Origin of the sequence: Pseudomonas brassicacearum, assembly GCF_003732225.1 — a bacterium.
GTDB classification, from domain to species: Bacteria; Pseudomonadota; Gammaproteobacteria; order Pseudomonadales; family Pseudomonadaceae; genus Aquipseudomonas; species Aquipseudomonas brassicacearum_E.
The window spans coordinates 12938-37346 of sequence record NZ_MOBJ01000011.1 but is presented as its reverse complement, the minus strand read 5'-3'; the positions used below and the strand labels follow the sequence as shown (position 1 = coordinate 37346).

22 protein-coding genes, 1 tRNA gene and 1 pseudogene are annotated in these 24409 nt (G+C 59.6%); 8 read left to right on the top strand and 16 right to left on the bottom strand.

The window, feature by feature from the left end; translation table 11 throughout:
- Positions 1–76 precede the first annotated feature (76 nt).
- From BK659_RS18125 to BK659_RS18105, 5 genes are all read right to left on the bottom strand, one after another.
- Entirely contained in the window at positions 77–865 is a 789-nt protein-coding gene (locus BK659_RS18125; RefSeq protein WP_123426362.1) for a fimbrial biogenesis chaperone, read from the bottom strand.
- Positions 866–909: 44 nt separating this feature from the next.
- Positions 910–1407: a Csu type fimbrial protein gene (locus tag BK659_RS18120; RefSeq protein ID WP_123426361.1), complete on the bottom strand. Its 498-nt coding sequence runs from the start codon at positions 1405–1407 to the stop codon at positions 910–912.
- 4 nt (positions 1408–1411) lie between these two features.
- Positions 1412–1954, bottom strand: a complete 543-nt coding sequence (locus BK659_RS18115) for a Csu type fimbrial protein (protein WP_123426360.1) — start codon at positions 1952–1954, stop codon at positions 1412–1414.
- Positions 1955–1974: 20 nt separating this feature from the next.
- On the bottom strand, positions 1975–2511 hold the full coding sequence (locus tag BK659_RS18110; RefSeq protein WP_123426359.1) for a Csu type fimbrial protein: 537 nt from the start codon (positions 2509–2511) through the stop codon (positions 1975–1977).
- Between the two features lie 106 nt (positions 2512–2617).
- A complete protein-coding gene (locus BK659_RS18105) occupies positions 2618–3118 on the bottom strand; it encodes a Csu type fimbrial protein (protein ID WP_123426358.1) in 501 nt (166 codons plus the stop codon).
- A 343-nt stretch (positions 3119–3461) separates the two neighbouring features.
- Here BK659_RS18105 and BK659_RS18100 point away from each other — a divergent pair, with 343 nt between their 5' ends.
- A complete protein-coding gene (locus tag BK659_RS18100) occupies positions 3462–4775 on the top strand; it encodes a leucine-rich repeat-containing protein kinase family protein (protein WP_123426357.1) in 1314 nt (437 codons plus the stop codon).
- Between the two features lie 64 nt (positions 4776–4839).
- On the opposite strand, the gene BK659_RS18095 is transcribed toward BK659_RS18100, so the two are convergent.
- Positions 4840–5544 carry a YebC/PmpR family DNA-binding transcriptional regulator gene (locus BK659_RS18095; protein WP_123426356.1) on the bottom strand — a complete coding sequence of 235 codons (705 nt, stop codon included), beginning with the start codon at positions 5542–5544 and terminating at the stop codon, positions 4840–4842.
- Between the two features lie 219 nt (positions 5545–5763).
- Between BK659_RS18095 and BK659_RS18090 the strand changes: the two genes are divergently transcribed.
- Both BK659_RS18090 and BK659_RS18085 read left to right on the top strand, forming a co-directional pair.
- The gene (locus BK659_RS18090) at positions 5764–7647 is read left to right on the top strand and encodes a type VI secretion system Vgr family protein (protein WP_123426355.1); all 1884 of its coding nucleotides are present in this window, start codon (positions 5764–5766) and stop codon (positions 7645–7647) included.
- Between the two features lie 553 nt (positions 7648–8200).
- Positions 8201–8572, top strand: coding sequence for a DUF6124 family protein (locus BK659_RS18085; RefSeq protein WP_123426354.1), 372 nt, complete (start codon positions 8201–8203; stop codon positions 8570–8572).
- 69 nt (positions 8573–8641) lie between these two features.
- Here BK659_RS18085 and BK659_RS18080 read toward each other — a convergent pair whose 3' ends face one another.
- Positions 8642–9508, bottom strand: coding sequence for a LysR substrate-binding domain-containing protein (locus BK659_RS18080; RefSeq protein ID WP_123426353.1), 867 nt, complete (start codon positions 9506–9508; stop codon positions 8642–8644).
- A gap of 111 nt (positions 9509–9619) precedes the next feature.
- On the opposite strand from BK659_RS18080, the gene BK659_RS18075 reads away from it, so the two are divergent.
- The 3 genes from BK659_RS18075 to BK659_RS18065 all read left to right on the top strand — a co-directional run bounded on the left by BK659_RS18075 (position 9620) and on the right by BK659_RS18065 (position 12463).
- Positions 9620–10729 carry a 2-aminoethylphosphonate--pyruvate transaminase gene (locus tag BK659_RS18075; protein ID WP_123426352.1) on the top strand — a complete coding sequence of 370 codons (1110 nt, stop codon included), beginning with the start codon at positions 9620–9622 and terminating at the stop codon, positions 10727–10729.
- A 149-nt stretch (positions 10730–10878) separates the two neighbouring features.
- On the top strand, positions 10879–11706 hold the full coding sequence (gene phnX / locus BK659_RS18070) for a phosphonoacetaldehyde hydrolase (RefSeq protein WP_123426351.1): 828 nt from the start codon (positions 10879–10881) through the stop codon (positions 11704–11706).
- A 199-nt stretch (positions 11707–11905) separates the two neighbouring features.
- Positions 11906–12463 (top strand): cytochrome b, encoded by a 558-nt coding sequence (locus tag BK659_RS18065; protein WP_123426350.1) that lies wholly within the window; start codon positions 11906–11908, stop codon positions 12461–12463.
- On the opposite strand, the gene BK659_RS18060 is transcribed toward BK659_RS18065, so the two are convergent.
- Together BK659_RS18060 and BK659_RS18055 are read right to left on the bottom strand one after the other, a co-directional pair.
- Positions 12450–13382 (bottom strand): 1-aminocyclopropane-1-carboxylate deaminase/D-cysteine desulfhydrase, encoded by a 933-nt coding sequence (locus BK659_RS18060; RefSeq protein ID WP_123426349.1) that lies wholly within the window; start codon positions 13380–13382, stop codon positions 12450–12452. The two genes, BK659_RS18065 and BK659_RS18060, sit on opposite strands and share 14 nt — an antisense overlap.
- Before the next feature lie 174 nt (positions 13383–13556).
- Positions 13557–15596 (bottom strand): NADPH-dependent 2,4-dienoyl-CoA reductase, encoded by a 2040-nt coding sequence (locus tag BK659_RS18055; RefSeq protein ID WP_123426348.1) that lies wholly within the window; start codon positions 15594–15596, stop codon positions 13557–13559.
- Between the two features lie 210 nt (positions 15597–15806).
- On the opposite strand from BK659_RS18055, the gene BK659_RS18050 reads away from it, so the two are divergent.
- Complete coding sequence (locus tag BK659_RS18050) at positions 15807–16937, top strand: nitrilase-related carbon-nitrogen hydrolase (RefSeq protein ID WP_123426347.1); 1131 nt, start codon at positions 15807–15809, stop codon at positions 16935–16937.
- Between the two features lie 3 nt (positions 16938–16940).
- Positions 16941–17981 (top strand): AraC family transcriptional regulator, encoded by a 1041-nt coding sequence (locus tag BK659_RS18045; RefSeq protein ID WP_123426346.1) that lies wholly within the window; start codon positions 16941–16943, stop codon positions 17979–17981.
- Between the two features lie 24 nt (positions 17982–18005).
- Here the strand turns inward: BK659_RS18045 and BK659_RS18040 are convergent, their stop codons facing one another.
- The 7 genes and pseudogenes from BK659_RS18040 to lon all read right to left on the bottom strand — a co-directional run bounded on the left by BK659_RS18040 (position 18006) and on the right by lon (position 24396).
- Entirely contained in the window at positions 18006–18188 is a 183-nt protein-coding gene (locus BK659_RS18040; RefSeq protein WP_123426345.1) for a hypothetical protein, read from the bottom strand.
- A gap of 147 nt (positions 18189–18335) precedes the next feature.
- A complete protein-coding gene (locus BK659_RS18035) occupies positions 18336–19214 on the bottom strand; it encodes a DUF2242 domain-containing protein (protein WP_123426344.1) in 879 nt (292 codons plus the stop codon).
- Positions 19215–19305: 91 nt separating this feature from the next.
- Positions 19306–19404, bottom strand: a pseudogene (locus BK659_RS28055) (LysR family transcriptional regulator); the annotation flags it as partial.
- Between the two features lie 83 nt (positions 19405–19487).
- The gene (locus tag BK659_RS18025; protein ID WP_123426343.1) at positions 19488–21347 is read right to left on the bottom strand and encodes a SurA N-terminal domain-containing protein; all 1860 of its coding nucleotides are present in this window, start codon (positions 21345–21347) and stop codon (positions 19488–19490) included.
- A 101-nt stretch (positions 21348–21448) separates the two neighbouring features.
- A tRNA-Asp gene (locus BK659_RS18020) sits at positions 21449–21526 on the bottom strand.
- Between the two features lie 53 nt (positions 21527–21579).
- Positions 21580–21852 (bottom strand): HU family DNA-binding protein, encoded by a 273-nt coding sequence (locus tag BK659_RS18015; RefSeq protein WP_002552737.1) that lies wholly within the window; start codon positions 21850–21852, stop codon positions 21580–21582.
- A gap of 147 nt (positions 21853–21999) precedes the next feature.
- Positions 22000–24396 (bottom strand): endopeptidase La, encoded by a 2397-nt coding sequence (lon, locus tag BK659_RS18010; RefSeq protein WP_123426342.1) that lies wholly within the window; start codon positions 24394–24396, stop codon positions 22000–22002.
- Between the last annotated feature and the right edge of the window lie 13 nt (positions 24397–24409).

Sequence of the window (24409 nt, the reverse complement as noted above, 5' to 3'; positions counted from 1 at the left end):
GTCCATCTATGGACATATCCCTCCTGTTCGCGGGCTTTCTCTCTATCTGCCCGTCACCCCCTCCCGGCTAACCCCATCAACGCGCCGGGGCAACACTCTGCACCTGCGGCGCACCGTTGACCCGCACCTGCAACGCCGGGTCACCGGCAATCGCCTCGGGTGCTGGCCAGCGCATGATCGCACCAGGCAACACATAACCAAGCAACCCCTCCACCAACGGCCGGGTCTGGCCGCCCTGCTTGAAGGCCACATCGGTCAGGCGCGCATGCACCGCGCCCTGGTTGCGGACCTCTACATAGGAACGACCGTCCACCGCAACTTTGCGCCAGCTCAGATCAGGTACCCCGGCACCTTTCGGATCGCGCTGGCGGCTGGTGTCTTCCTTGCTCCACAGACCTGCGCCGTACGCGAACAGCGGCACCGAATAACGCATCTGGAAACGGATCGCCGCTGCCGTCTTGCCGCCTTCAGCAATGGGCGGTGCGGCCGAAGGGATTTCATCGATGATGATTCGGTAGGCCAATTCCTGGCCGGGGGGCACGTCACGGGTGCGGGTCAGGCGCACCAGTTGCTTCTGGCCGGGTTCGATCTTCGCCACCGGTGGGCTGCCAATCACGTCGCGCTGGTTCTGGTACTGATCGTCGAAACCGCTCTGGCTCCAGGCGAACACCCGGATCTGCAGGTTGGCAGTTTCCGTTCCGCGATTCTCCAGCCACAACGCGCTGGCCTGTTGGTCCGCTTCCAGCACCGGATCGATCGGCCAGATCAGCACCGAGCTGGCGGCCTGTGCCGTGACCGTGCCCAGCATCAACATGGCCAGCACCGCGCAACGCACGGCACACAGCCGCTGCGAAGGTAAACACATACGCCTACTCCTTATGCCTCACGGGCCTGATCAAAAACGCCGCATTACCACGACAGCTGCACTTGCAGCACATCGCTGTACGTCCCCCCAGGCTGATTGCCCGGCAATTGCACTTGCCCATAAATCGGCAAGCTGATGTTGTTTGCATCGCTGTAAGCCACGGCCACGCTTTGACCGATCCCCAGGCTCTGGCTGTAGGCCGCATCACTAAACAGCGAATAAGCCACTCGGGCACTGCCGCTATTGAGCTGCATGTGCCGACCGCTGCTGTTATACAACCCGCCATCGACCGTCATATTCAGGGTCACGCCCGGCGTGCATTGCAGCTGTACACCGCCGGTCAATGCCACCTGCACGGTGCTGGTCGCCAGCGCTGAACTGCTGCCAAAGTTCAGGCTGCCGTAATTCGACACCCCGCCCACCACCAGACACCCTGCCACCACCGTCGCACTGACCTGAAAGCTCTGGCTGGTTACCGCCGCCAGCGGCATCGGCAGGCAACTGGCACCTATCAGCACCAGCCACCAGCCATGACGGGCCATCGTGCTAGAACGCCAATTCAACGGCAACGGTGTCGGTGTAGGCGCCCGCCGGCAGGCCCGCCTTGCCCACGGCTTTACCGTAGATGTTCACCGTTTGCGCTACGCCAGTGCTGGTGCCGACGCTGATAACACCGTCGATCGCCAGTAACGTCGTGTGCCCGGAGTCGGTGTAAAGGTCGTATGGCACGAAATTGCCGCTGCCATCGGCCAGCGCCCGGGTGCCACCGGACGATTGCCCGTCATTGGTGCCCGCACGAACCTTGACCGTAGGGCTGGTGCCACTGGAGCACAGAATCGACAGTGCCCCGCCTCCGCCAGCAAGCACCTGACCACTGGCGGTGGTAAACAGACTGGTCGTTGAACCGAAGCTCAAAGTACCGAAGTTGATGCCAGTCCCTCCCCCCGTACCGGCACCGTTGACCTGACAGGCCGTGGTCAGGGTCAGGTTGGCGGAAATCTGCCCGGTGACGGTGGTGACGGCCTGCGCACTGGTGACCAGCGCCAGACCGAGCAACGACAAGGCAATCCGAGATACAAGCATGTGCATGACATTCGCCCTCTTGAGGTTTACCAATCCAGCCGTACCTTCAGGGTGTCGGTGTAGACCCCTGCCGGTACTGCTCGGGTATTCACGACCACTGAACCAAACACCGGGATCGGCACCTGGACGCCTTGGGCAACCGCGAAATTGCGTTGCTGTCCGATGCTGTAGCTGTCACTGCCGGCAGCATCGAGAAACAGTCGATAAGGAATGGTCTGGCGGCCGTTGCTCAGACGTCGGGTGGTGCCGTCGCCATGAGCGCCGCCATCAATGGTCACGGTGAAACCGGTGACCGACGGATTACAGGAGACTTCCAGCTTGCTGTCGACTGCGTCGCCGAGCCCCGCCTTAAGCGGATGGGTCCAGGTTGGCCCCTGCTCACCGAAGTCCAGCAGAGCAGAGCCTGCGACCGGGTTAGTGAGGTCGATGACATCCTTGGTCACTTCACAGCCGGCAATGATCAGCAGGCGTACGTGAATTTGCCCGCTAACCGTCGCGCAAGCGTCATCCGCCAACAAGAGCAAAGCACCCAAGGCCAACAACGCCCGGTTTTGTCTTTTCATTGCATCGACCCTAATTCCATCAGGATTGAAACCAGCGACCTTTCGCCTGCGAATGGCCCTTCCCTGCACTGCCCGGCTCCACCAGGCAGGTCATGCACAATCGTCGCTACCAGGTGACCGTGACCTTCACCAGGTCGGAATAGCGGCTCACCCGCGGCACTTCGGCCAGACGCTCAATGCGCCCGTATAAAGGCAAATCCACCAAACCTGAATCCGGCACACGCCCGCTCAACGGAACATTCACCGGCAGCGGCACCCGCCGCGCGGCGTCCTGAAAGAGTCGGTAAGGAATGGGTTTGCCGTGTTCGGCACTGGCGGCCAGATAGCGCACCTCGCCGACACCGCCATGCAGGCCACCGTCGACGCGTAACTGATAAGGAGTATCGGGATTGCATTCCAGCCGTGGCAGACGTCCGCTGACCAAGGCTGCGCTCAGGGGGCCTGCCGGGTCGTCGAGGCGCGCGGTGTTGCCGAAGTCCAGCACTCCGAGCTGTTCGATGCCGGCGCCATGCTGTTGCCCCACCAACTGGCAGCCACGCTGCACATTGACGCGCACCTCCATCTGGAGCTCTGCGGCCAATGCCGTCGCACTGAGCATCACGCTCATGGCTGCCAGTGCTAAAGATCTCTTCACGGCCTCAATCCTTTTGAGGGTGATTTATTTAAGGTCAGGTTAGCAACGCAGGACAAATCCGCCAGTAACACAGGTATTGGCCACGTTCACCGCATGTCGTGACACAGAAGCCTTTGAAAGTCCAAGCGACTTTCAAAGGCAAAAGCTCTACTGCCCGCCTGTTTTTGTCGAACAATTCGTGACTTTCATCCGGAGGCAACGGGTGGACGTCGGGCCGACGCTATAAAGCGTCCAGCGCAGCGGGTTTTGTCGTTATCATGGCGGCGCTTTTTTTGTGGGCTACACGCCGTTCTCTTCTCATTGGTTGGATGTGTTCATGCATACCCTTGCACAACTGCGGGCCGGCGCGCTTGCGGGGCTCAAACGTCTGGATCTGTCGTGTGGGCTGACCGAGTTTCCCCGGGAAATCTTCGACCTGGCAGACACGCTGGAGGTGCTCAACCTCAGCGGCAATGCCTTGAGCAGCTTGCCGGATGACCTGCATCGCCTGACGCATCTGCGCGTACTGTTTTGCTCGGACAATCAGTTCCGCGAACTGCCGACCTGCCTCGGCCAGTGCGCGCAACTGACGATGATCGGTTTCAAGGCCAATCGTCTGGAGCGAGTGCCAGCCGCTGCCCTGCCGCCGCTGCTGCGCTGGCTGATCCTGACCGACAACTGCATCAGCGAGTTGCCGAGCGAATTAGGCGAACGGCCGCACCTGCAAAAACTGATGCTGGCCGGCAACCACCTGCAAAGCCTGCCCGCGAGCTTAAGCCAGTGCCATCGGCTGGAACTGATCCGCATCGCCTCCAACCGCCTGACCGAGCTACCGCAGTGGCTGCTGACATTGCCGGGGCTGGCATGGCTGGCCTACGCCGGCAACCCGCTGGAAACCGAGGCCGATGCCGCCGCCCTTGAAGCCACGGTGAACATTCCCTGGTCGCAACTGCACCTGCAGCAACAACTGGGCGAAGGCGCTTCCGGGGTGATTCACCAAGCATTGTGGGAACAGCCGTCACAACCTGAGCGCAAGGTCGCGGTGAAACTCTACAAAGGGCACATGACCAGCGACGGTTCACCGCTGCATGAAATGAATGCCTGCATCACCGCTGGCATTCATCCCAATCTGATCAAGGTCGAGGGCCGGATCGTCGGGCATCCGCAGGCGCAGGCTGGCCTGGTCATGCACTTGATCGAGCCGAGCTATCGCAACCTGGCAGCGTTGCCGAGCCTGGCCTCTTGCAGCCGTGATGTGTACGCAGAGGACACGCGCTTCAGTGCAACAGTGGCGCTGCGGATCGCCAGCGGCATTGCCTCGGCCGCTGCGCACCTGCATCAGCAAGGCATCACCCACGGCGACCTGTATGGCCACAATACGCTGTGGAATGAGCACGGCGATTGCCTGTTGGGCGACTTTGGCGCGGCGTCCTTCCATGCCACCTCAGACACGCTAGAGACGCGCGCGCTGCAACGCATCGAAGTGCGGGCGTTCGGGATTCTGTTGGGTGAGTTGCTGGAGCGGATCGACTCAGGCTTGAGTGTTGAACGCCATGAGCGATTGATCGACTTGCAGAGCCGCTGCTGTCAGCCGGATGTGCTGGCGCGGCCCGGTTTTGAGGAAGTCGAAGCCGCGTTGCGCGCGGCCTGAAACAAACGCGGGCATCGCAATGATGCCCGCGAAGACAGCCTGTCAGACGACAGTAGCCGCCGGCTTAACCCGCCAACCCGACAAACATGTCCTGCACGTCGTCGTGGTTATCGAGGCCTTCGAGGAAGGCTTCGACTTCTTCCATTTGCGCGTCGGTCAAACCGCTGACCGGGTTCTTCGGCTTGTAACCAAGTTTCGCCGACAACACCGTGAAACCCTGCTCAGGCAAGGCTTTCTGTACCGAGTCGAGGTCGGTGGCTTCGGTGATGAACAGGGTCGCGCCGTCTTCGCCCGGCTCGAAATCCTGTGCACCGGCTTCGATGGCGGCCATTTCCGGATCGGCATCCGGGGTGTCCGGGGACGCCTCGATCATGCCCACGTGGTCGAAGTCCCAGGCCACGGAGCCGGAAGCGCCCAACTGCCCTTTACGGAACGCTACGCGGATTTCCGCCACGGTACGGTTGATGTTGTCGGTCACGCACTCAACGATCAGCGGCACCTGATGCGGGGCGAAACCTTCGTACGTCACGCGGTGGTACTGCACAGTTTCGCCGAGCTGGCCCGAACCTTTCTTGATGGCACGCTCCAGGGTTTCACGCGGCATCGAGGCTTTCTTGGCCTGTTCGACCACCAGTCGCAGGTGCGCGTTGGTGCTGATATCAGCGCCGTTACGTGCAGCAATGGTGATTTCCTTCACCAGTTTGCCGAAGATCTTGCCCTTGGCGTTGGCTGCCGCTTCTTTGTGTTTAACCTTCCACTGTGCGCCCATTACTCACTCTCTTGATCTGTGGCGCCGAGACATCTATTGGCCGACGCTTTGCGCAAGTTTATACGGCAAAAAGTTGGCAATCGACCAAAAAGTGTTGTGAGCGATCGACATCGTCACAACCTGTTGTAGGGCTTTTCTGAAATGTCGGTTTACCGTGACTATTGAGCGCCAGTGTTTCGTAACCTCTGTGCCCCGTACTTCAAGGCAGAAGAGTGTTTGATGCGCAACGACATGGAAAGTCCCTTCACCCTGACGCTCACCGAGTTCGCGTCAAGCTTTCAGGTCCGACAGTTCAGCGGTCGCGAAGCCCTCAACCAGGTCTATCGATTCGACATCGAAATGCTCGGCCCACTGCCCGCAATGAATCTGGATCAACTGCTACATCAGCCGGCATTTCTGCACCTGAGCCACAACACTGGCATTCACGGCATCATCCACAGCGCCGGCCTGCAGTACTGCGGCGCGCAGCAGATCGGCTACACCCTGAACCTGGCCCCCCGCCTGCTTGCGCTGGAGCAACAGCGCTGTCGACGGGTATTCCAGCAACTGAGCGTGCCAGAGATCCTGCGCCAGCTGCTGGCAGAGCATCGACTGCCGCCCGACAGTTATCGTTTTGAGCTATCAAACGGTGAGTATCCGCGGCGCCCGTTTTGTATTCAGTACGATGAAACCGATCTGCACCTGTTGCAACGACTGTGCGAAGAGGAAGGCATCCACTATCACTTCGAACACCAATGCGAGGGGCATGTGCTGGTGTTCGCCGATGACTGTGAAAGCTTTGCGCAGCAGCCGGTCGAGAGTGCTTTTCACCCCAGCGCGTTGAATGCCCAACAGCCACGGATCAGCCAGCTCTTTCAATGCCATAGCCGGCTGACCACCGGGCCGCGAACAACACTCCAGCAGCACGCCAGAACTCACCTCGCGGCAACCGAACCTGGAGACTCTGCAAACCAGACAGACCTCGACAGCCTGCACCCAACGGGCCGAATCACTCCCCAAAAGGCCCGGCGCAACCAGCTCGGTCGCCGCGAGCTCGAGCGGCTGCGCAGCCTGCATCGCCAGATCCAGGGCCACAGTACGCTGCCCGAACTGCTCAGCGGCCGGCTGCTGCAAGTCACCGCGCATCCCGTCCCGGCGTTCAACGATCAATGGTTATTAAGTGAAGTGCTGCATCAGGGCAAAAAGCCTGATGTCGACACGGCGTTGCCTGAAACTGAGGGTTATCGCAATCAGTTCAAGGCCATTCCCTGGTCAACCGCGTTCCGACCGGCCCTCAAACATTCCAGGCCGTGTATCAGTGGTTACCAGATGGCTCAGGTCCTCGGTCCGGCCGGTAAGCCGCCGCACGTCGACGAACACGGGCGAATCAACATCTGCCTGTGGCCTGAGCCGCAATCCGGCGGGCAAGGCTCCTCAAGCATCTGGTTGCCGATTGCACACGCCGGGACGGGGCGCTCGAGCTTGCCACTGGCTGGCAGCGAGGTGCACGTGAGTTTCCTCGATGGTGATCCTGATCGGCCGGTGCTCTGCACAGGTTTCGCTGGCGTACAACCGGGCGAGCCGCTGCAAAGGGCCGATGATCAACCCATGAGCCCCAGCGGCAATGGCGATTTCCTGAACGTGAATCCTGCAAGCATCCCCCCGTCAGAGCCTCAGTTGGTTACCACTGAACAGGCGCCACCACCGGCCTCTAGCTGGAGCGGCGAGATCTACCTGTTCGAACGGCCTCCCGCCACCACCGAACGTCTGGCCGACACCACGTGGTACATCGTGCGCATGCCGCGCCCCGGGCTCAAGGAGCTGGGGAGCCTCAACCGTGACGATGTGGTGATGACCGGTAAAAGCCGGGCACTGGGTAACCTGTCGCTGACGAACGAACAGAAACAGCGCCTGGCCAGCGAGTTCGCCCGTACCCCCGAACAACTCTGCCTGCTGTATCCGGGGCAATGTGTGGCGCTGGCCGATTACTTCCAGCAATTCTGGAACAGCGAGCAGCGTCTGAGCTTTATCAACAGCGCCAACACCGCCAGCGCTCAGTGCCAGCCTCGTGAAACCCGTCTGCTGTTCGATTGGCTGGTGAACCGTCCGGACGCTACTCCCTAGGTTCTATTGACGTTTGGTGATTACAGGGCCGAGCCCGTAGCAATTGTCGAGCCCGTAGCAGCTGTCGAGCCCGCGAGGCTGCGTTCGAGGACGCAGTCCTCGCAAATCCTGCGTACTCGGTTTACCTGACAGAACGTGTTGCATGATTTTACGACCGCTTCGCGGCCGGACGCAGCCTCGCGGGCTCGGCAGCTGCTACGGGTGTTTATGTTTGCCGACTCAGCCTTCGTCGCGGGCTACAGCACCTTGCGTAGCGGCCTACACCTGCGCCAGAATCCGCCGGCTTGTGCGTCTTGGGCCTGGCCCCTATTGTTTCCGTGTCGCTGCCCATTCAGCGACCGGGTTTCGCAGCCCGGGTAATCTCTAGACGCACAACGTCCCCGTTCGTGAGCAGGTGTCCTCTATGCCTGTCAGTTCATGTTATGGCGGTTGTGCGTGGGAGACCTTCGGGTCTGCCGGTTCTAGAGTCCCGGTCTGCGAACCCGCGTACAGCTGCCACCCCCCTTTGCTTCGCAGCAAATCGTGGCAGCTCCATGACTCTAGGAGCATCAGCATGTTCAAAGCCACACCCAATCCGCCCGAAACCGACCCCGTTTCCCCTTACGCCTCCCTCGATTCAAAAGAACTCCACGCCGCCGCGCACCGTGCGCTCGATCATTACCTGGTACTGCCTGAGACCAAGGCACTGTTAGCCGACCGGCGTCCCGGCTGCATTTTCGTCATTGCCCCCGACGTCGACAGTGAAACCCTGCTGGCCCACGCCTGCGAAACCCTTGCCTCGGCCAATGTCATGGCCAGCGATCTGGCGTTTGACCTCGAAGGCCCCAAGCGCAATACCGCGCTGGCGATTCAACAAATGATCTCTTTAGCCGAACTGGCGGTGAATCGCGCACTGGATCACCTCGATACACCTGAACCTGCGTAGGAGCTGCCGCAGGCTGCGATCTTTTGACGTTGTTTTTCAAGATCAAAAGATCGCAGCCTGCGGCAGCTCCTACGCGGAATTTGGTGCGAGGTCGAAAAACGCCTGTATCAAGCGCAAATCCCGGCGCCGCTCCATGCAGCCGATCATGTGCCGGTTGAGCAGTCCGTCGCCAATAATCGGCACCGCCCGCACACGCGGGTCGTGGCTGACTTCCACTGAAGACACCACGCCCACCCCCAACTCGGCCGCCACTGCTTCGGTCACCGCCTCCCGGCTGTCCAGTTCCAGCAGCACCCGCGGACTGACCCTGGCCTGAGCGCAGGCCGCATCGAACGTGCGACGGGTGATCGAACTCAGCTCGCGCAACACCATGATCACCTGATCCAGTTGCTTGAGCGCCACGCCTTCGCGCAGCGTCGACCATGGGTGCCCCTCCGGCACCAGCGCGCAGATCCGTGACTCGCTCAAGGCTTGCAGGTGCAGGCCTTTACGCGGCTCGACCTCGGTCAGCACCGCCACGTCGGCGTGCTCGGACAACAATGCCGCGAGGGTTTCCTGGGCATTGCCCAGCCGCAGATTCACGGTAATCCCCGGATACCGCGCACGCAGGCTGGCGAGCATCGGCATGACCAGGTGCGGACCATCCGCCGCCACCTCCAAACGACCGGTCAATAACTGCCGATTGGCCTCAAGCATCACTTGCGCCTCTTCGGCCAGGCCGAACATCGCCCGGGTAATCGCCGCAAGCTTGGTGCCCTCCTCCGTCAGCTCGACCCGCCGCGCAGTGCGCCGCAGCAGGGTGATCTGATAGTGCTCCTCCAGCGCCTTGATATGCCCGGTGACCGCCGGTTGGCTGATGAACAGACGGGCAGCGGCGCGGGTGAAACTGCCTTCACGGGCCACTGCATCAAATGCGCGGAGTTGGAACAGATTCATAGCTATCGGCCTTACTGATGGTTGGCATAACAACAAACAATTTGATTGATGGAACGGCAAATTGCAATTTATCTCCCGCAGCTTCATCCCACTGATTGCGAGGACACCCGAATGAGTACCGCCGAACCCATCCTGCTGACCCCCGGCCCATTGACCACGTCGCAGCGCACCCGTCAGGCGATGATGGTGGACTGGGGTTCATGGGATGACCGCTTCAACCAATTGACCGCCAGCCTCTGCGAACAGCTGTTGGCAATCATCAATGGTGCCGATAGCCACCACTGCGTGCCGTTGCAGGGCAGCGGCACCTTCGCTGTCGAAGCGGCCATCGGCACCCTGGTGCCCCGCGACGGCAAAGTGCTGGTGCTGATCAACGGCGCTTACGGCAAACGCCTGGCGAAGATCTGCGAAGTGCTCGGCCGGTCCTTCAGTACGTTCGAAACGGCTGAAGACGAGCCGACCACCGCCGCCGACGTCGACCGCCTGCTACAAGCCGACAGCAGCATCACCCACGTGGCGCTGATCCACTGCGAAACCAGCACCGGGATACTTAATCCCTTGCCGGAAATCGCCCACATCATCGCCCAACACGGCAAACGTCTGATCATCGATGCCATGAGTTCCTTTGGCGCACTGCCGATCGACGCTCGGCAAGTACCGTTCGACGCACTGATCGCCGCCTCGGGCAAATGCCTGGAAGGCGTACCAGGCATGGGTTTCGTCTTCGCCAACAAATCCGCCCTGGCGAATGCCGCCGGCAACTCCCATTCGCTGGCGATGGACCTGTTCGATCAATACGCCTACATGGCCAAGACCGGCCAATGGCGCTTCACCCCGCCGACCCACGTGGTCGCGGCGCTGCACGAAGCGCTGCTGCAATACAACGAAGAAGGCGGCTTGCCGGCGCGGCATCAGCGTTACGCGAACAATTGCCAGGTGCTGCTCGATGAAATGGCCAAACTCGGCTTGCGCAGCTTCCTGCCTGCCGCGATCCAGGCGCCGATCATCGTCACCTTCCATGCGCCGAAAGATCCGCGTTACCAGTTCAAAGCGTTCTACGAACGCGTGAAGGCCAAGGGCTTCATCCTCTATCCGGGCAAGTTGACCCAGGTCGAAACCTTCCGCGTCGGCTGCATCGGCCACGTCAATCAGGCCGAGATGCGAGCGGCTGTGGCCGCGGTCGCCGAAGCACTGCGCGAAATGGAAGTCCTCGATATCTGAAACACCACAGCACCCTGTGGGAGCGAGCTTGCTCGCGATGAGGCCATGTCAGTCGACATCAATGTTGAATGACTGTCCGCTATCGCGAGCAAGCTCGCTCCCACAAAAAACGCTCTCCAATAGCCAGTTGCCACAGGATCTTGATCACCATGCACTACAACAATCCAACCAAGCTGCAAGCCGCCATCCTCGACTGGGCCGGCACCGTGGTCGATTTCGGCTCTTTCGCGCCGACCCAGATCTTCGTCGAAGCCTTTGCCGAATTCGACGTCCAGGTTTCCATCGAAGAAGCCCGCGGGCCGATGGGCATGGGCAAGTGGGAGCACATTCGCACGCTCTGCGATCAGCCAGAAGTTGCCGAGCGTTATCGCAAGGTTTTCGGTCGTACGCCGACCGACGATGACGTAACCGCCCTCTACAAACGCTTCATGCCGCTGCAAATCGAAAAAATCGCCGAGCACTCGGCGCTGATCCCGGGGGCTTTGGAGACCATCGCCAACCTGCGCCAGCAAGGGATAAAAATCGGCTCGTGCTCCGGTTATCCGAAGCAGGTCATGGACAAAGTCGTCGAACTGGCCGCCACCAACGGCTATGTGGCTGACCACGTGGTCGCCACCGACGAAGTGCCGAATGGCCGCCCATGGCCGGCTCAAGCCCTGGCCAACGTGATCGCCCTGGGCATTGACGATGTCGCCGCCTGCGTGAAGATCGACGACACCGTGCCGGGCATTCTCGAAGGTCGCCGTGCCGGCATGTGGACCGTCGCGCTGATCTGCTCGGGCAACGCGCTGGGCCTGACCTACGACGATTATCGAGCGCTGGGCAGCGACCCCCTCGCCAGCGAACGCAAACGCATTCACGCGATGTTCGAAAGCTCGCGCCCGCACTACATGATCGACACCATCACCGACCTGCCGGAAGTTATCGCCGACATCAACAGGCGCTTGGCCAACGGTGAGATGCCGCAAAGCAGTTGATTGCCGCGCAGTAAAGCAAAAAAGCGCCAGCCCTTGAACGGGGCTGGCGCCGTTTTTTGCCCAAGCATCTGTCGCAGAGCGCTCGATGAGGCAGAAAAGCCTGATCTGACTCAGGCAAATCCACGCAAACAGGATTACAGTTAAAGCACTCCGTCGCATAAGAACGGAGACTTCAGACCTGAAAAGCGAGGAAAACCGTATGCCCTGGAAGAATTCCGAATCACGCTACAGCACCGTATCAATCGCGCTGCACTGGTTGATGCTGGTACTGCTGGCGGTGGTCTACGCCTGTATCGAACTGCGCGGGATCTTTCCCAAGGGCAGTGGCGGGCGGACCCTGATCACGGAAGCGCACTACATGCTCGGCCTGACGGTGTTCGTACTGGTCTGGTTGCGGCTGTTTGCCCGCAGTCTGGGCAGCGCTCCAAAAATCTTCCCGGCCTCACCCCAATGGCAAACCGTGCTTGCCCGGTTGATGCACTGGGCGCTGTATATATTCATGATTGCCACGCCGATTCTCGGCTGGCTGGTTACCAGCGCCAAAGGTCAGCAAGTGATGTTCTACGGCGTCGACCTGCCGTTGCTGATCGGGGAAAACAAGCCGCTGGCCAAGCAAATCCAGGGCTGGCACCAGCTCGCGGGCACCATCGGCTATTGGTTGATCGGCCTGCACGCCGTGGCCGGGCTGTATCACCATTACGTGGTGCGCGATAACACCCTGCTGCGGATGATGCCCAAGCGCATCAGCCCTGACTGAGAGGCGCAAAACCCCGGCGCCCCTGCAAGCCGCCGGTGTGCACAAAGATCAAGCGTGTGCCGGGGGCGAAACGCCCGGCTTCGCTCTGTAGTTTCAATGCCAACAGCGCCTTGCCGGTGTATAGCGGTTCCAGTGGCATACCACAGGCCTGCTCGGTCTCGTCGATAAACCCCAACAACACGGGATCGACTTTGGCGAAGCCGCCACGACTGCCGTCAAACAGCTCATACCCCCGGTCCGGCAAGCCGCATTCATCGAGAATCGCTTCGACCTGCTGCGCCACACCATGATCATCGGGCACCGCCAGCACGCCATACACCGGATGCCTTTGGGTCTCGGCCAGCACCAACCCCGCCAGCGTAGTGCCGGTTCCACAGGCCAGCCACCAGCCGTCGTGGTCATTCCAACCCAACTCGCTCAACTGCTCGCCGACCTGCGTCAGCAATTGCCCACAACCGCGCGCGCCGAGCAAACCGCCACCGCCTTCGGGGACTGGGTGCAGATGCGGGTATTGCGCCTGCCATGGCTGCCAGAAACCCGGTTCGTGGCGTGCGCGATAACCGCCGTAACCCAACCAGTGCAAGTGCATGCCAAAGGCCTGCAAGTCCTGCACGGTCGAGGTGTCTTGCGGATGCCCGCGCAGCAGGCCGACGGTCGGAAAACCAAAGCGTTTACCCGCCGCCGCCAGCGCGTGCAGATGATTGGACCAGGCGCCGCCCAGACTGATCACCCCTTCGGCACCCGCCTCGCGAGCCACCCTCAGGTGTTCAATGAGCTTGAACCATTTGTTACCGGAGATCAGCGGGTCGATCCGGTCCAGCCGCAATACCGCCACCTCGATACCGGACTGTGTGAGCCAGTCCAGGTGAAGACGTTCAAGCGGGGCATGGGGGAGCCAGTCGAAAGGAGGAGAAAGCATTGATGCCGGCTCTTTGGGAAAGAACCGGCATCTTAGCAGCAGACAGGACGCCATCGCGGGCAGACCCGCTCCCACAAGTGTTCAGAGTTGAACCACCATTCAGTGAACAACACAGAACCTGTGGGAGCGAGCCTGCTCGCGATGGCCATTGGCACGCCTAACCTGCGGTCACTATCAGAGCTCAGCAGCCAGACGCGACCCCTGATTGATCGCACGTTTGGCATCCAGCTCTGCCGCCACATCCGCACCACCGATCAAATGCACGTTCTGCCCGGCCGCCACCAGGCCATCGTGCAACTCGCGCAACGGGTCCTGTCCAGCGCAGATCACAATGTTGTCCACCGGCAGCAGCTGCGGTTCACCGGTTTCACCAATGCGGATATGCAGACCTTCATCATCGATCTTCAGGTACTCGACGCTGTTGAGCATCTGTACGTGCTTGTTCTTCAGCCCCGTGCGGTGAATCCAGCCAGTGGTTTTGCCCAGACCGTCGCCGACCTTGGATTTCTTGCGCTGCAACAGGAACACCTGACGTGCCGGTGCGTGAGGCTCGGCCTTGATCCCGGCGACACCGCCACGGGCCTCAAGGTGAGTATCGATGCCCCACTCTTTCCAGAACGCTTCACGGTCCTGGCTGGTGGCGACGCCTTGATGCACGAGGAATTCCGAGACATCAAAACCGATACCGCCAGCACCGATCACCGCAACGTTCTTGCCGACCGGTTTGCGCTCGAGGATCACGTCCAGGTAGCTCAGCACCTTGGCATGCTCGACGCCCGGAATCGCCGGCACACGCGGCGCAATGCCGGTGGCCAGAATCACCTCGTCATAACCGCCGTCCACCAGTTGCGCGACATCGACCCGCGTATTCAGGCACACCTCGACATTCGTGGTCTGCAACTTGCGTTTGAAGTAGCGCAAGGTTTCGAAGAACTCTTCCTTGCCCGGCACACGCTTGGCGACGTTGAACTGGCCGCCGATTTCGCTGGCGGAATCGAACAGCGTCACTTGATGTCCACGCTCGGCGGCCACGGTTGCCGCGGACAACCCCGCGGGACCTGCGCCAACCACGGCGATTTTCTTGATCTGCTGCACTGGCAGGTAGTTGAGTTCGGTTTCATGACAGGCCCGCGGGTTCACCAGGCACGAGGTCAACTTGCCGCCAAACGTGTGGTCCAGGCAGGCCTGGTTGCAACCGATGCAGGTGTTGATTTCATCAGCGCGACCGGCGGCGGCCTTGTTGACGAACTCCGGGTCGGCGAGGAATGGCCGCGCCATCGACACCATGTCGGCGTCACCTTCGGCGAGGATCTGCTCGGCGACCTCCGGGGTGTTGATGCGGTTGGTGGTGATCAGCGGAATACCGACTTCCCCACGCAACTTGGCCGTGACCTTGCTGAACGCGGCACGCGGAACCTTGGTGGCAATGGTCGGAATCCGCGCTTCGTGCCAGCCGATCCCGGTGTTGATGATAGTTGCGCCCGCTTTTTCGATCGCCTTGGCCAACTGAACGATTTCTTCCCAGGTGCTGCCGCCTTCCACCAGATCGAGCATCGACAGACGGAAGATAATGATGAAATTCGGACCCACCGCTTCGCGTACACGACGAACGATTTCCACCGGCAGGCGCATACGGTTTTCGTAGCTGCCGCCCCAACGGTCGGTGCGGTGGTTGGTGTGGGCAGCGAGGAACTGGTTAATGAAATAACCTTCGGAGCCCATGATCTCGACGCCGTCGTACTCGGCTGTTTGCGCCAGCGTCGAACAGGTGACGAAGTCGCTGATCTGCTTCTCGATGCCTTCCTCGTCCAGCTCTTTAGGCTTGAACGGGTTGATCGGTGCCTGGATCGCACTCGGCGCGACCTGCTTCGGGCTGTAGGCATAACGCCCGGCGTGGAGAATCTGCATGCAAATCTTGCCACCCGCCTCGTGCACGGCACGAGTGACGATCTGATGCTTGAGCGCCTCATCGACAGTGGTCAGCTTGGCGGCGCCGGAGTAAACCCCGCCCTCATCGTTCGGCCCAATACCGCCGGTGACCATCAGGCCAACCCCACCGCGAGCACGTTCGGCGAAGTACGCCGCCATGCGCTCAAAACCGCCGGGCTTCTCCTCAAGGCCAGTGTGCATCGAGCCCATCAGGGTACGGTTGCGCAGCGTGGTAAAACCCAGATCCAGCGGGGCCAACAGGTGCGGGTAATGAGCGGCGGTCATCGATAGCTCCACAACGAACAATCACGGAAAAAGTGCGGGCGCTCTTTGGCGTCCATCGGTTATGTGCCACAGACTAAAAGCAGGCCGGTCATCGCTCAATGACCGTAACTGACAACTTATTGATCCAAACGCGCAGCGCCTCTTGGCATTCGTCGGCATGGCGCCTACCCTTGTCGACGAATCCTGCACACGGCCACTTATTGTTTCCCCATGCGCAAACTTCTTTACCTGACCGCTTCCATGGCGTTGATCGCCGTCATCGCCGCGTACGCGATGTGGACCGCTGATCGCCCGGAAGGCCATTACCTCTCGGACCTGCGCATCAAACTCGCCGTTGACCAAGGCGTTCCGGCCGACCGTGGCAACCTGCTGGGCATTCAGCCCGAGCTGTTTCCCACCGACTATCAAAGCCCCGAGCACCTGCACCGCAAGCTCGCGGCCTATTTGCAGCAGGCTCACGAACAGGGCCTGCTGAACGAAAAAACCATCGTTGTGCTGCCGGAACACATCGGTACCTGGTTAATGCTCAGCGGTGAAAAAGACGAGCTGTATCAGGCCAGCACACAGGACGAAGCCATGAACTGGCTGGCGGTGAGTAATCCCCTGTCCTTTCTGCGCGCGTTGATCAGCGCCAAGGGCGACAGCCGCCTGGATGACGCACACCTGCGCATGAAAGCCAAAAGCATGGCCAAACAGTACCAGGCACTGTTTGGCGGGCTGGCCAAAGAGTTCGACATCACCCTGGTGGCGGGCAGCATCGTGTTGCCCGAGCCGAGTGTCAGCGACGGTATGCTGAAAATCGGCCGTGGCGCGCTGTACAACAGCAGCCTGGTGTTCGGTCGCGATGGCTTGCCGATCGGCCAGCCACAGCGTCAGCTGAGCCCGACCTTCGATGAACAGGGCTTCATCCAGCCAAGCACCGATCAAAGGGTCAATGTCATTGACACCCCCGCCGGACGTCTGGCCGTATTGATCGGTAACGACAGTTGGTATCCGGACAATTACCGCAAGCTCAATGACCAGGGAGCTCAGTTGATTGCCGTGCCTGCCTTTATCAAAGGCCGTGGGACCTGGGACAAACCCTGGCGCGGTTACAAGGGACCATCGACTCCGAGTGAAATCAGCTTCAAGCCCGGCGAGCTCAGCGAAGGCCAGGCCTGGCATCGCCTGACGCTGACCAGTCAGCGTTCGGTAAGTCAGGCCAGCGCCGGGGTCAGCGTGTTCCTGCGCGGACAATTCTGGGATCAGGGCAGCGCCGGCCAGAGCTTTCTCAGCAGCAACGGCCAACACTTCGCCGACCGCGAAGCCCATGGTGCACGTTTGCTCAATATCTGGTTGTAAGTGATGAAACCACAGCCGATGCGCCTCGGGGATCTGTCGGTCGGCTTCGTCCATAGCCTGGCTGACGCCGTACGCAGCCACGGTCTGGACCCGCAACCGCTGCTGGAACAATACGGTCTCGACTCGGCGCGGTTAGCCGAAGCCGGCGCCCGGCTGTCGATTCCGCGCTACATGCGCCTGGGCCATGCGGCGATTCAACTGACCGGCGACCCGGCACTGGGTCTGCGCATGGGTCAGCTCAGCCGCCTCAGCCAGGTCGGGCTGGCCGGGATCACTGCCGCTCAGGCACCGACGGTGCGCGAAGCGGCGCGCTGCCTGATTCGCTTCGAAGCCTTGTACGGCTCCAATTACCGCGGCCAGTCGAGTTTCCATGAAGATGCCCAGGGCGCGTGGCTACGGTTCTATTCCATCAGCCCGTACAACGCCTATAACCGCTTTGTGGTGGATTCGATCATCGCCAGCTGGTTGCAGCAGTTGTCCAGCCTGAGCCCTGAGCCGCTACGCGCTGAACGCATCGACATCGAGTTCGCCGAGCCGGATTACCGCGAGCGTTACGCGCTGCTGGGCGACTGCCCGATCCAGTTCGGCGCCGAGCACAATCAACTCAGGCTGAGTCAGGCCAACCTGGCGCTGCGCAACCCCGAGCACTGCCCGAGTACCTGGCGTCTGATGCTCAAGCTATGTGAACGGGAACTGGAGCAATTGACCCGCACCCGCAGCCTGCGTGAACGCATCACTCAGTTGCTGGGGCCTTTGCTCAATGGTGGTCGTGAACCCGACCTGGAGGAAGTGGCCGCACGCCTGAAGCTGCCGACCTGGACCTTGCGTCGCAAGCTCGCCGAAGAAGGTACGCAATTTCGCGCCATTCTCAACGACACCCGCCGCGATCTGGCCATGACCTATATCCGTGACACGGAACTGGCCTTTGGCGAGATCGCCTACCTGCTGGGTTTTGCCTCGGCCGAAGCCTTTCAGCGCGCCTTCAAACGCTGGAACAACCAGACACCTGGCGAATTCCGTCGCAGTCACAGGCAATCAGCCTGACGCGGCATGCCTGCAGCTGCTTTGTTACAACTCTGTGGCGTCTTCGGCTGGTTCCAGTGGGTCCAGTTCAAATGCCTGATATTCAAGCAGCTCTTCTTGATAATCGTCCATCGGGATGTCCTTCTGAGTCGAGTTAAAACCGCTGTACCAATGACCTTCGTCATCAGCATAAAGTGCCCGCATGAAAGAAAAATGACGCAGGTACACGCAAGCGTCCTGCTAATAAAACGTAGCAGGCACTCAAGAATTTATCACGGGAGACTTTGAATAAAAGCTGACGAAAATCAGCCTTTGGTGGCGCAGATGATTCTGAACAACCGCTGCGGGACTCGCCCCGCAGCGCTCGGATTCAGATTACTTGCCGGACGATGGCAATGCCGGAATCGGCTCGGTCGGCGCCGGCAACGAGCTCGGATTCGCCGGTGGCGTGATAACTTCAGAGGCCGGTGTCGGCTCGACATTGCTCGCAGGTGCAATCGACGACGCCACAGGCGCCGATGCGGCAGAGACCGGCTCTATCGGCGCACTCACCGCTGGAGCTGGCGCTGGTGCAGCCGTCACCGGCTCGGCCGCCGCTGGTGCGACCGGCGCTGGAGTTGGCGCGGGTGTTGGCGTCGCTGCGGGCTCGGGTGCTGGCGCTGCAGGGGCTGGCGTGGGTTCAGGCACACCCAGATCGGTCTTTGGCTTCTCGACGATATGCGCCTCTTTCTTCGCTTCAGGTGGCAGGAACAGTTCGACCAGCGTGAAAAACCGCTCGTAGAACTTCCCGGACGACACGGTTTCACTGGCAACCTTGACCATCGAGTCATCGGAAGAACCAATCGGCATCGACACCGAGCCCAACACACCGACGCCCAAGCTGGCGGAGTTGTTGGTTTTCTTCAATGCATAGCGGTCCTGCAAGGCATTGGCGAACATCGTCGCATGATGCTTGCTGTCTTCGGCGCAGACCACGTTGAAGCTGATCTCCATATGCGTGTCGCCGGTCTGCTGAAAGCTCTTGTGACCGCTGACCAGTTTCGGGTCAGTGCTGGTGATGATGTAGCCCTGGCTCAACAACGCCCGACGAGCGGCCTCGCAGGAAGCGACATCGGTAACCGGGTATTTGCGTGAAAACGTCCCGGAATCATCGAAATTTTCATGCTCATAGATGGCCTGTTCCTTGGTACAACCGGCTGCAGCCGCCAGTACCAACGCCAGCCCGGCGGCACGCACGTGGAATGATTTGAACATTGAACATCCTGAATAAAACGATCCGGGGTGTATTGTGCAACAGATCACCCCGTAACGGCGCATGGATTAGTGTCTTGTAAACGATACAAGTCTACTGACCATCGTTTACCGGAAAAAGTCGTACGCACAAATGATCGATAAACACCCGCAATTTGGCCACCGCGTGGCGACTGGATGGCCACAGAATCCAGCCAGCCCTTGAACCGCACAAAACAAAAGACCCCGGCCTTTCGGCCAGGGTCTTTGTTTACCACCAACGGAGTCAGTCAGGCATCAGTAACGCTTGATGTCTGCCTGGCTTTCCAGCTGCTTGCGATAGGCAGCAAAGTCTTGCTGGCCAATGCGCGATGCGAGGAAGCGACGATACTGAGCCTTCTCTTCTTCAGAAGGCGCAGCGGCTTCGTTCACCCCGTTCAGGCGTACGATCACCAGACTACCATCGGTCAGGGTCACGCTGCTGAATGTCGGCTTGTCCTTGGCGGCAGGCTTTGGCATGCGGAACAACGCTTGCAGCACGGTTGGGTCAACCCCTTCCTGAGCGCGAGTCGCCGCGTTGGTGACTTTCCAGCTTTGACCGGCGAGCGGCGTCTTGCCATCGCGCAGGCTGGCGATCAGCTCATCAGCCTTGGTCTTGGCAGCAGCACTGGCGTGCTCCTTGGTCAATTGCACGCGGATGCTCGCAGCGACGCTTTCCAGCGGCAGCTGTTCAGGCTTGCGATGCTCTTTGGCACGCAGCACCACGACAGTTTCCGGATCCAGTTCGATGCCGGTGCTGTTGGCACCTTCATCCAGTACTTCCGGGCTGAATGCTGCAGTGACCACGGCGCGGTTGGCCGCGATACCTTCGCCACCTTCACGGCCAAACGGCGCGGACGTGTGAACGGTCAGCTTCAGGTCCTGAGCGGGTTGAACCAGATCGGAAGCTTCGAACGCGGAGTCTTCCAGCTGTTTGGTCGCGTCAACAAAGCGCTGCTCGACCTGCTGGGTTTTCAGTTCCTTGGTCAGCTTGTCTTTCAGGCTGGCGAAGCTTGGCACTTGAGGTGCTTCAACACCCAACAGCTTGATCAAGTGGAAACCGAATTCAGTGCGCACCGGCACCGATACCTGATCCTTGTTCAACGCATACAGCGCTTTCTCAAAGAGCGGATCGTAAACACCTGGGCCAGCGTAACCGAGGTCACCGCCATTGGCTGCCGAACCCGGGTCCTGCGAGAACTCCTTGGCCAGGGCCTCGAAGCTTTCACCTTTGGCCAGACGTGCCTGAATCTCTTCGATCTTCGCCTTGGCTTGCGCCTCGCTCACCTTGTCATTCACTTCGATCAGAATGTGCGCAGCCCGACGTTGTTCGGCCAGGTTCGCGGTTTCTTTCTGATACAGCGCTTGCAGGTCTTCGTCCTTGACGGCGACCTGATCAAAGAAGGAAGCCTTCTTCAACTCGAGGTAATCGATGACCACCTGATCCGGTGTCATGAACTCTTTGGCGTGCTCGTCGTAGTAAGCCTTGACCTCTTCGTCGGTCAGTTTCACCGCCGCTGGATCTGCCTTGACGCTCAGGGTGGCGAAGTCGCGGGTCTGTTTTTCCAGACGGGCGAAAGCCTGAACCTGTGCATCAGTGACGAAACCGCTACCTGCCAGACCGGCACGCAGTTGGCCGATCAGCATTTCCTGAGCCAGCATCTGGCGGAACTGCATACGGCTGTAGCCCAACTGACGAATCACCTGATCGAAACGCTCAGGACTGAACTTGCCGTCGACCTGGAATTCAGGTGTTTGCAGGATCACTTGGTCCAGTGCAGCTTCGGAGAAAGCGAATTTCGATTTTTCTGCGCCTTGCAGCAACAGTTTGCGGTCGATCAGCCCTTTCAGAGCCGCTTCGCGCAACATTTTTTCGTCCAGCAAGGAAGCATCGAAATCCTTGCCCAGCTGTTGCATGAGCTGACGGCGTTGCATATCAACCGCCTGGCTCAGCTCGTTCTGGCTGATTTCCTCACCATTCACCTTGGCCGCATCGTTGCGGTGGGTAGTGGCTTTGAAAATGGCGTCGAAACCGGTCAAAGCCATCAGTGCAACGATGACCCCGATAATGGTCTTGGCAATCCAGCCTTGTGAATTGTCCCTGATATTCTGCAGCATGCGTCCCCCAGAAACGGTTGAACTTCAATTTAGGCAACCGTGGAGCGTGGGTAGAATCCGGATAGAAGAAAGGCGCATCCGAGGATGCGCCTTCTCGTAACTGGCGGAGCGGACGGGGGCTCGAACCCGCGACCCCCGGCGTGACAGGCCGGTATTCTGACCGACTGAACTACCGCTCCGCTGCCAAGTCAGGAATGACCCCGACCCGGATAGGCAAAAAACCGAGTGAGGCTTAGTTAACAGCTTCTTTCAGTGCTTTACCGGCTTTGAAACCTGGTTTTTTGGCTGCTGCGATTTCCAGCGTCTTACCGGTCTGTGGGTTACGACCAATACGAGCTGGACGATCAGTGACGGAGAAAGTACCGAAACCAACCAGAACAACAGAGTCGCCAGCCTTGAGAGCGCCAGTGACGGATTCGATTACAGCGTCCAGCGCACGGCCAGCAGCGGCTTTCGGGATATCAGCGGATGCAGCGATAGCATCAATCAGTTCCGACTTGTTCACTCTAAGTCCCCTTATATCTATTTGAGATGATTCTAAGTTTTTTGGTGAAAGCAAAAACGAGTGCTGAATGGCCTACAGACACTTAAGAGCCGCTTTATAACAAGGGCTCTAAAAAGCTGTCAAGAAAGCCCCCCAGGCTAATACGTACTAGTGCGTGCTAATTCTTTCCTTAGAGTCAGACTCGCGCTTCTCATCCTTTGCAACTATCTCGGGAGCCACATCCGGCAAGGGCTCCGGCGCGTATTGCAGCGCAATTTGCAGGACTTCGTCAATCCATTTAACCGGTTTAATCTGAAGATCTTGCTTGATATTGTCAGGAATTTCCTTCAAATCGCGAACATTCTCTTCAGGAATGATCACCGTCTTGATTCCGCCGCGGTGGGCCGCCAGCAGTTTTTCCTTAAGACCACCGATCGCCAGAACCTGGCCGCGCAAGGTGATTTCACCGGTCATGGCAACATCGGCACGCACAGGAATCCCGGTCAAAGCTGACACCAGCGCTGTGCACATGCCTACACCCGCACTAGGACCGTCTTTGGGCGTCGCCCCTTCCGGCATGTGGATGTGGGTGTCGCGCTTCTCGTGGAAGTCCAGCGGGATCCCCAGGCTTTTCGCGCGGCTGCGAACAACCGTCAGCGCTGCAGTGATCGATTCGACCATGACATCGCCCAGCGAACCGGTCTTGATCAACTGACCTTTACCCGGCACTACCGCAGCTTCGATGGTCAGCAACTCGCCGCCCACCTGAGTCCAGGCCAGACCCGTCACTTGACCGATCTGGTCTTGTTGCTCGGCCAGCCCGTAGCGGAACTTACGCACGCCGAGGAAGTGTTCCAGCAGCTCGGCAGTGACCTTCACCGAGAAGCGTTTTTCCATCGCGTGCTCTTTTACCGCCTTGCGGCAAACCTTGGCAATCTGGCGCTCAAGCCCACGTACACCGGCTTCCCGGGTGTAGTAACGAATGATGTCGCGGATCGCCTCGGCGTCGAATTCCAGCTCGCCTTTTTTCAAGCCGTTGGCCTGAATCTGCTTGGGCGAAAGGTACTTGACGGCAATGTTGATCTTCTCGTCTTCGGTGTAACCCGGCAGACGAATCACTTCCATCCGGTCGAGCAGCGCCGGTGGAATGTTCATCGAGTTCGAGGTGCAAAGGAACATCACATCGGACAGGTCGTAGTCGACTTCCAGATAGTGATCGTTGAAATTGTGGTTTTGCTCAGGATCGAGCACTTCCAGCAAAGCCGACGCCGGATCGCCACGCATGTCGCTGCCCATCTTGTCGATTTCGTCGAGCAGGAAAAGTGGGTTGCGCACGCCAACCTTTGTCATCTTTTGAATCAATCTTCCTGGCATCGAACCGATATAAGTCCGGCGATGACCACGAATTTCCGCCTCGTCGCGTACGCCGCCGAGGGCCATGCGTACGAATTTGCGGTTTGTTGCGTGAGCAATCGACTCCGCCAGGGAGGTTTTACCAACCCCTGGAGGACCGACCAGGCACAACACCGGGCCGCGAATTTTCTTCACGCGTTTTTGCACGGCGAGGTATTCGAGAATCCGCTCTTTGACTTCCTCCAGACCATAGTGGTCGGCGTCGAGAATGTCTTCTGCGCGCGCAAGATCCAGGCGAACCTTGCTTTGCGCCTTCCACGGCACCTGCACCAGCCAGTCGAGGTAGGACCGCACAACGGTCGCTTCGGCAGACATCGGTGACATTTGCTTGAGCTTGTTCAGCTCGGCCTGGGCCTTGATCAGCGCGTCTTTTGGCAAACCTGCGGCATCGATGCGCTTTTTCAGCTCTTCGACTTCGTTATGGCCTTCTTCGCTATCGCCCAGCTCTTTCTGAATGGCCTTCATCTGCTCATTCAGGTAGTACTCGCGCTGGCTGCGCTCCATTTGCTTTTTGACGCGGCCACGAATACGTTTTTCGACTTGCAGCAAATCGATTTCGGCGTCCAGCAATGCCAGAACGTGCTCGACCCGAGCCGACAAATCGATGATTTCGAGGATTTCCTGCTTCTGCTCGATCTTCAGCGCCATGTGCGCGGCCATGGTATCGACCAGGCGGCTTGGCTCATCGATGCTGTTGAGCGACGACAGGACTTCAGCCGGAACCTTCTTGCCCAACTGAACGTATTGCTCAAATTGCGACAGCAAGCTGCGGACAAACACTTCCGACTCGCGCTCGGGAGCTTCGACTTCGTCAATCAGCGAAACCTCGGCACGGCAATGGCCGTCGACTTCACTGAAACGCTCGACCGCGCCCCGTTGCTCGCCTTCAACCAGCACTTTGACCGTGCCGTCAGGCAGCTTGAGCAGCTGCAGAACCGTCGCGATGGTACCTACGCGATAAAGTGCGTCTTCACCGGGATCGTCGTCAGCAGGGTTTCTCTGAGCCAGCAGAAGGATCTGCTTGTCGCCCGTCATCGCGGCCTCGAGGGCTTCGATAGATTTCTCGCGCCCCACGAACAGCGGGATAACCATGTGCGGATAAACCACAACATCACGCAATGGCAGGAGAGGCAATTCGATGGTTGTCTTCATGATTTCGCCTCTA

Excerpts from the sequence above, each read along its gene's own strand:
- BK659_RS18025 (WP_123426343.1), bottom strand. The coding sequence starts at position 21,347 with ATGCTGCAGAATATCAGGGACAATTCACAAGGCTGGATTGCCAAGACC.
- BK659_RS18075 (WP_123426352.1), top strand. The coding sequence starts at position 9,620 with ATGAGTACCGCCGAACCCATCCTGCTGACCCCCGGCCCATTGACCACG.
- BK659_RS18055 (WP_123426348.1), bottom strand. The coding sequence starts at position 15,596 with ATGACCGCCGCTCATTACCCGCACCTGTTGGCCCCGCTGGATCTGGGT.
- BK659_RS18050 (WP_123426347.1), top strand. The coding sequence starts at position 15,807 with ATGCGCAAACTTCTTTACCTGACCGCTTCCATGGCGTTGATCGCCGTC.
- BK659_RS18095 (WP_123426356.1), bottom strand. The coding sequence starts at position 5,544 with ATGGGCGCACAGTGGAAGGTTAAACACAAAGAAGCGGCAGCCAACGCC.
- BK659_RS18060 (WP_123426349.1), bottom strand. The coding sequence starts at position 13,382 with ATGCTTTCTCCTCCTTTCGACTGGCTCCCCCATGCCCCGCTTGAACGT.
- lon (WP_123426342.1), bottom strand. The coding sequence starts at position 24,396 with ATGAAGACAACCATCGAATTGCCTCTCCTGCCATTGCGTGATGTTGTG.
- BK659_RS18120 (WP_123426361.1), bottom strand. The coding sequence starts at position 1,407 with ATGGCCCGTCATGGCTGGTGGCTGGTGCTGATAGGTGCCAGTTGCCTG.
- BK659_RS18090 (WP_123426355.1), top strand. The coding sequence starts at position 5,764 with ATGCGCAACGACATGGAAAGTCCCTTCACCCTGACGCTCACCGAGTTC.
- BK659_RS18125 (WP_123426362.1), bottom strand. The coding sequence starts at position 865 with ATGTGTTTACCTTCGCAGCGGCTGTGTGCCGTGCGTTGCGCGGTGCTG.
- BK659_RS18100 (WP_123426357.1), top strand. The coding sequence starts at position 3,462 with ATGCATACCCTTGCACAACTGCGGGCCGGCGCGCTTGCGGGGCTCAAA.
- BK659_RS18085 (WP_123426354.1), top strand. The coding sequence starts at position 8,201 with ATGTTCAAAGCCACACCCAATCCGCCCGAAACCGACCCCGTTTCCCCT.
- BK659_RS18065 (WP_123426350.1), top strand. The coding sequence starts at position 11,906 with ATGCCCTGGAAGAATTCCGAATCACGCTACAGCACCGTATCAATCGCG.
- BK659_RS18105 (WP_123426358.1), bottom strand. The coding sequence starts at position 3,118 with ATGAGCGTGATGCTCAGTGCGACGGCATTGGCCGCAGAGCTCCAGATG.
- BK659_RS18035 (WP_123426344.1), bottom strand. The coding sequence starts at position 19,214 with ATGTTCAAATCATTCCACGTGCGTGCCGCCGGGCTGGCGTTGGTACTG.
- BK659_RS18080 (WP_123426353.1), bottom strand. The coding sequence starts at position 9,508 with ATGAATCTGTTCCAACTCCGCGCATTTGATGCAGTGGCCCGTGAAGGC.
- BK659_RS18045 (WP_123426346.1), top strand. The coding sequence starts at position 16,941 with ATGAAACCACAGCCGATGCGCCTCGGGGATCTGTCGGTCGGCTTCGTC.
- phnX (WP_123426351.1), top strand. The coding sequence starts at position 10,879 with ATGCACTACAACAATCCAACCAAGCTGCAAGCCGCCATCCTCGACTGG.
- BK659_RS18115 (WP_123426360.1), bottom strand. The coding sequence starts at position 1,954 with ATGCACATGCTTGTATCTCGGATTGCCTTGTCGTTGCTCGGTCTGGCG.
- BK659_RS18110 (WP_123426359.1), bottom strand. The coding sequence starts at position 2,511 with ATGAAAAGACAAAACCGGGCGTTGTTGGCCTTGGGTGCTTTGCTCTTG.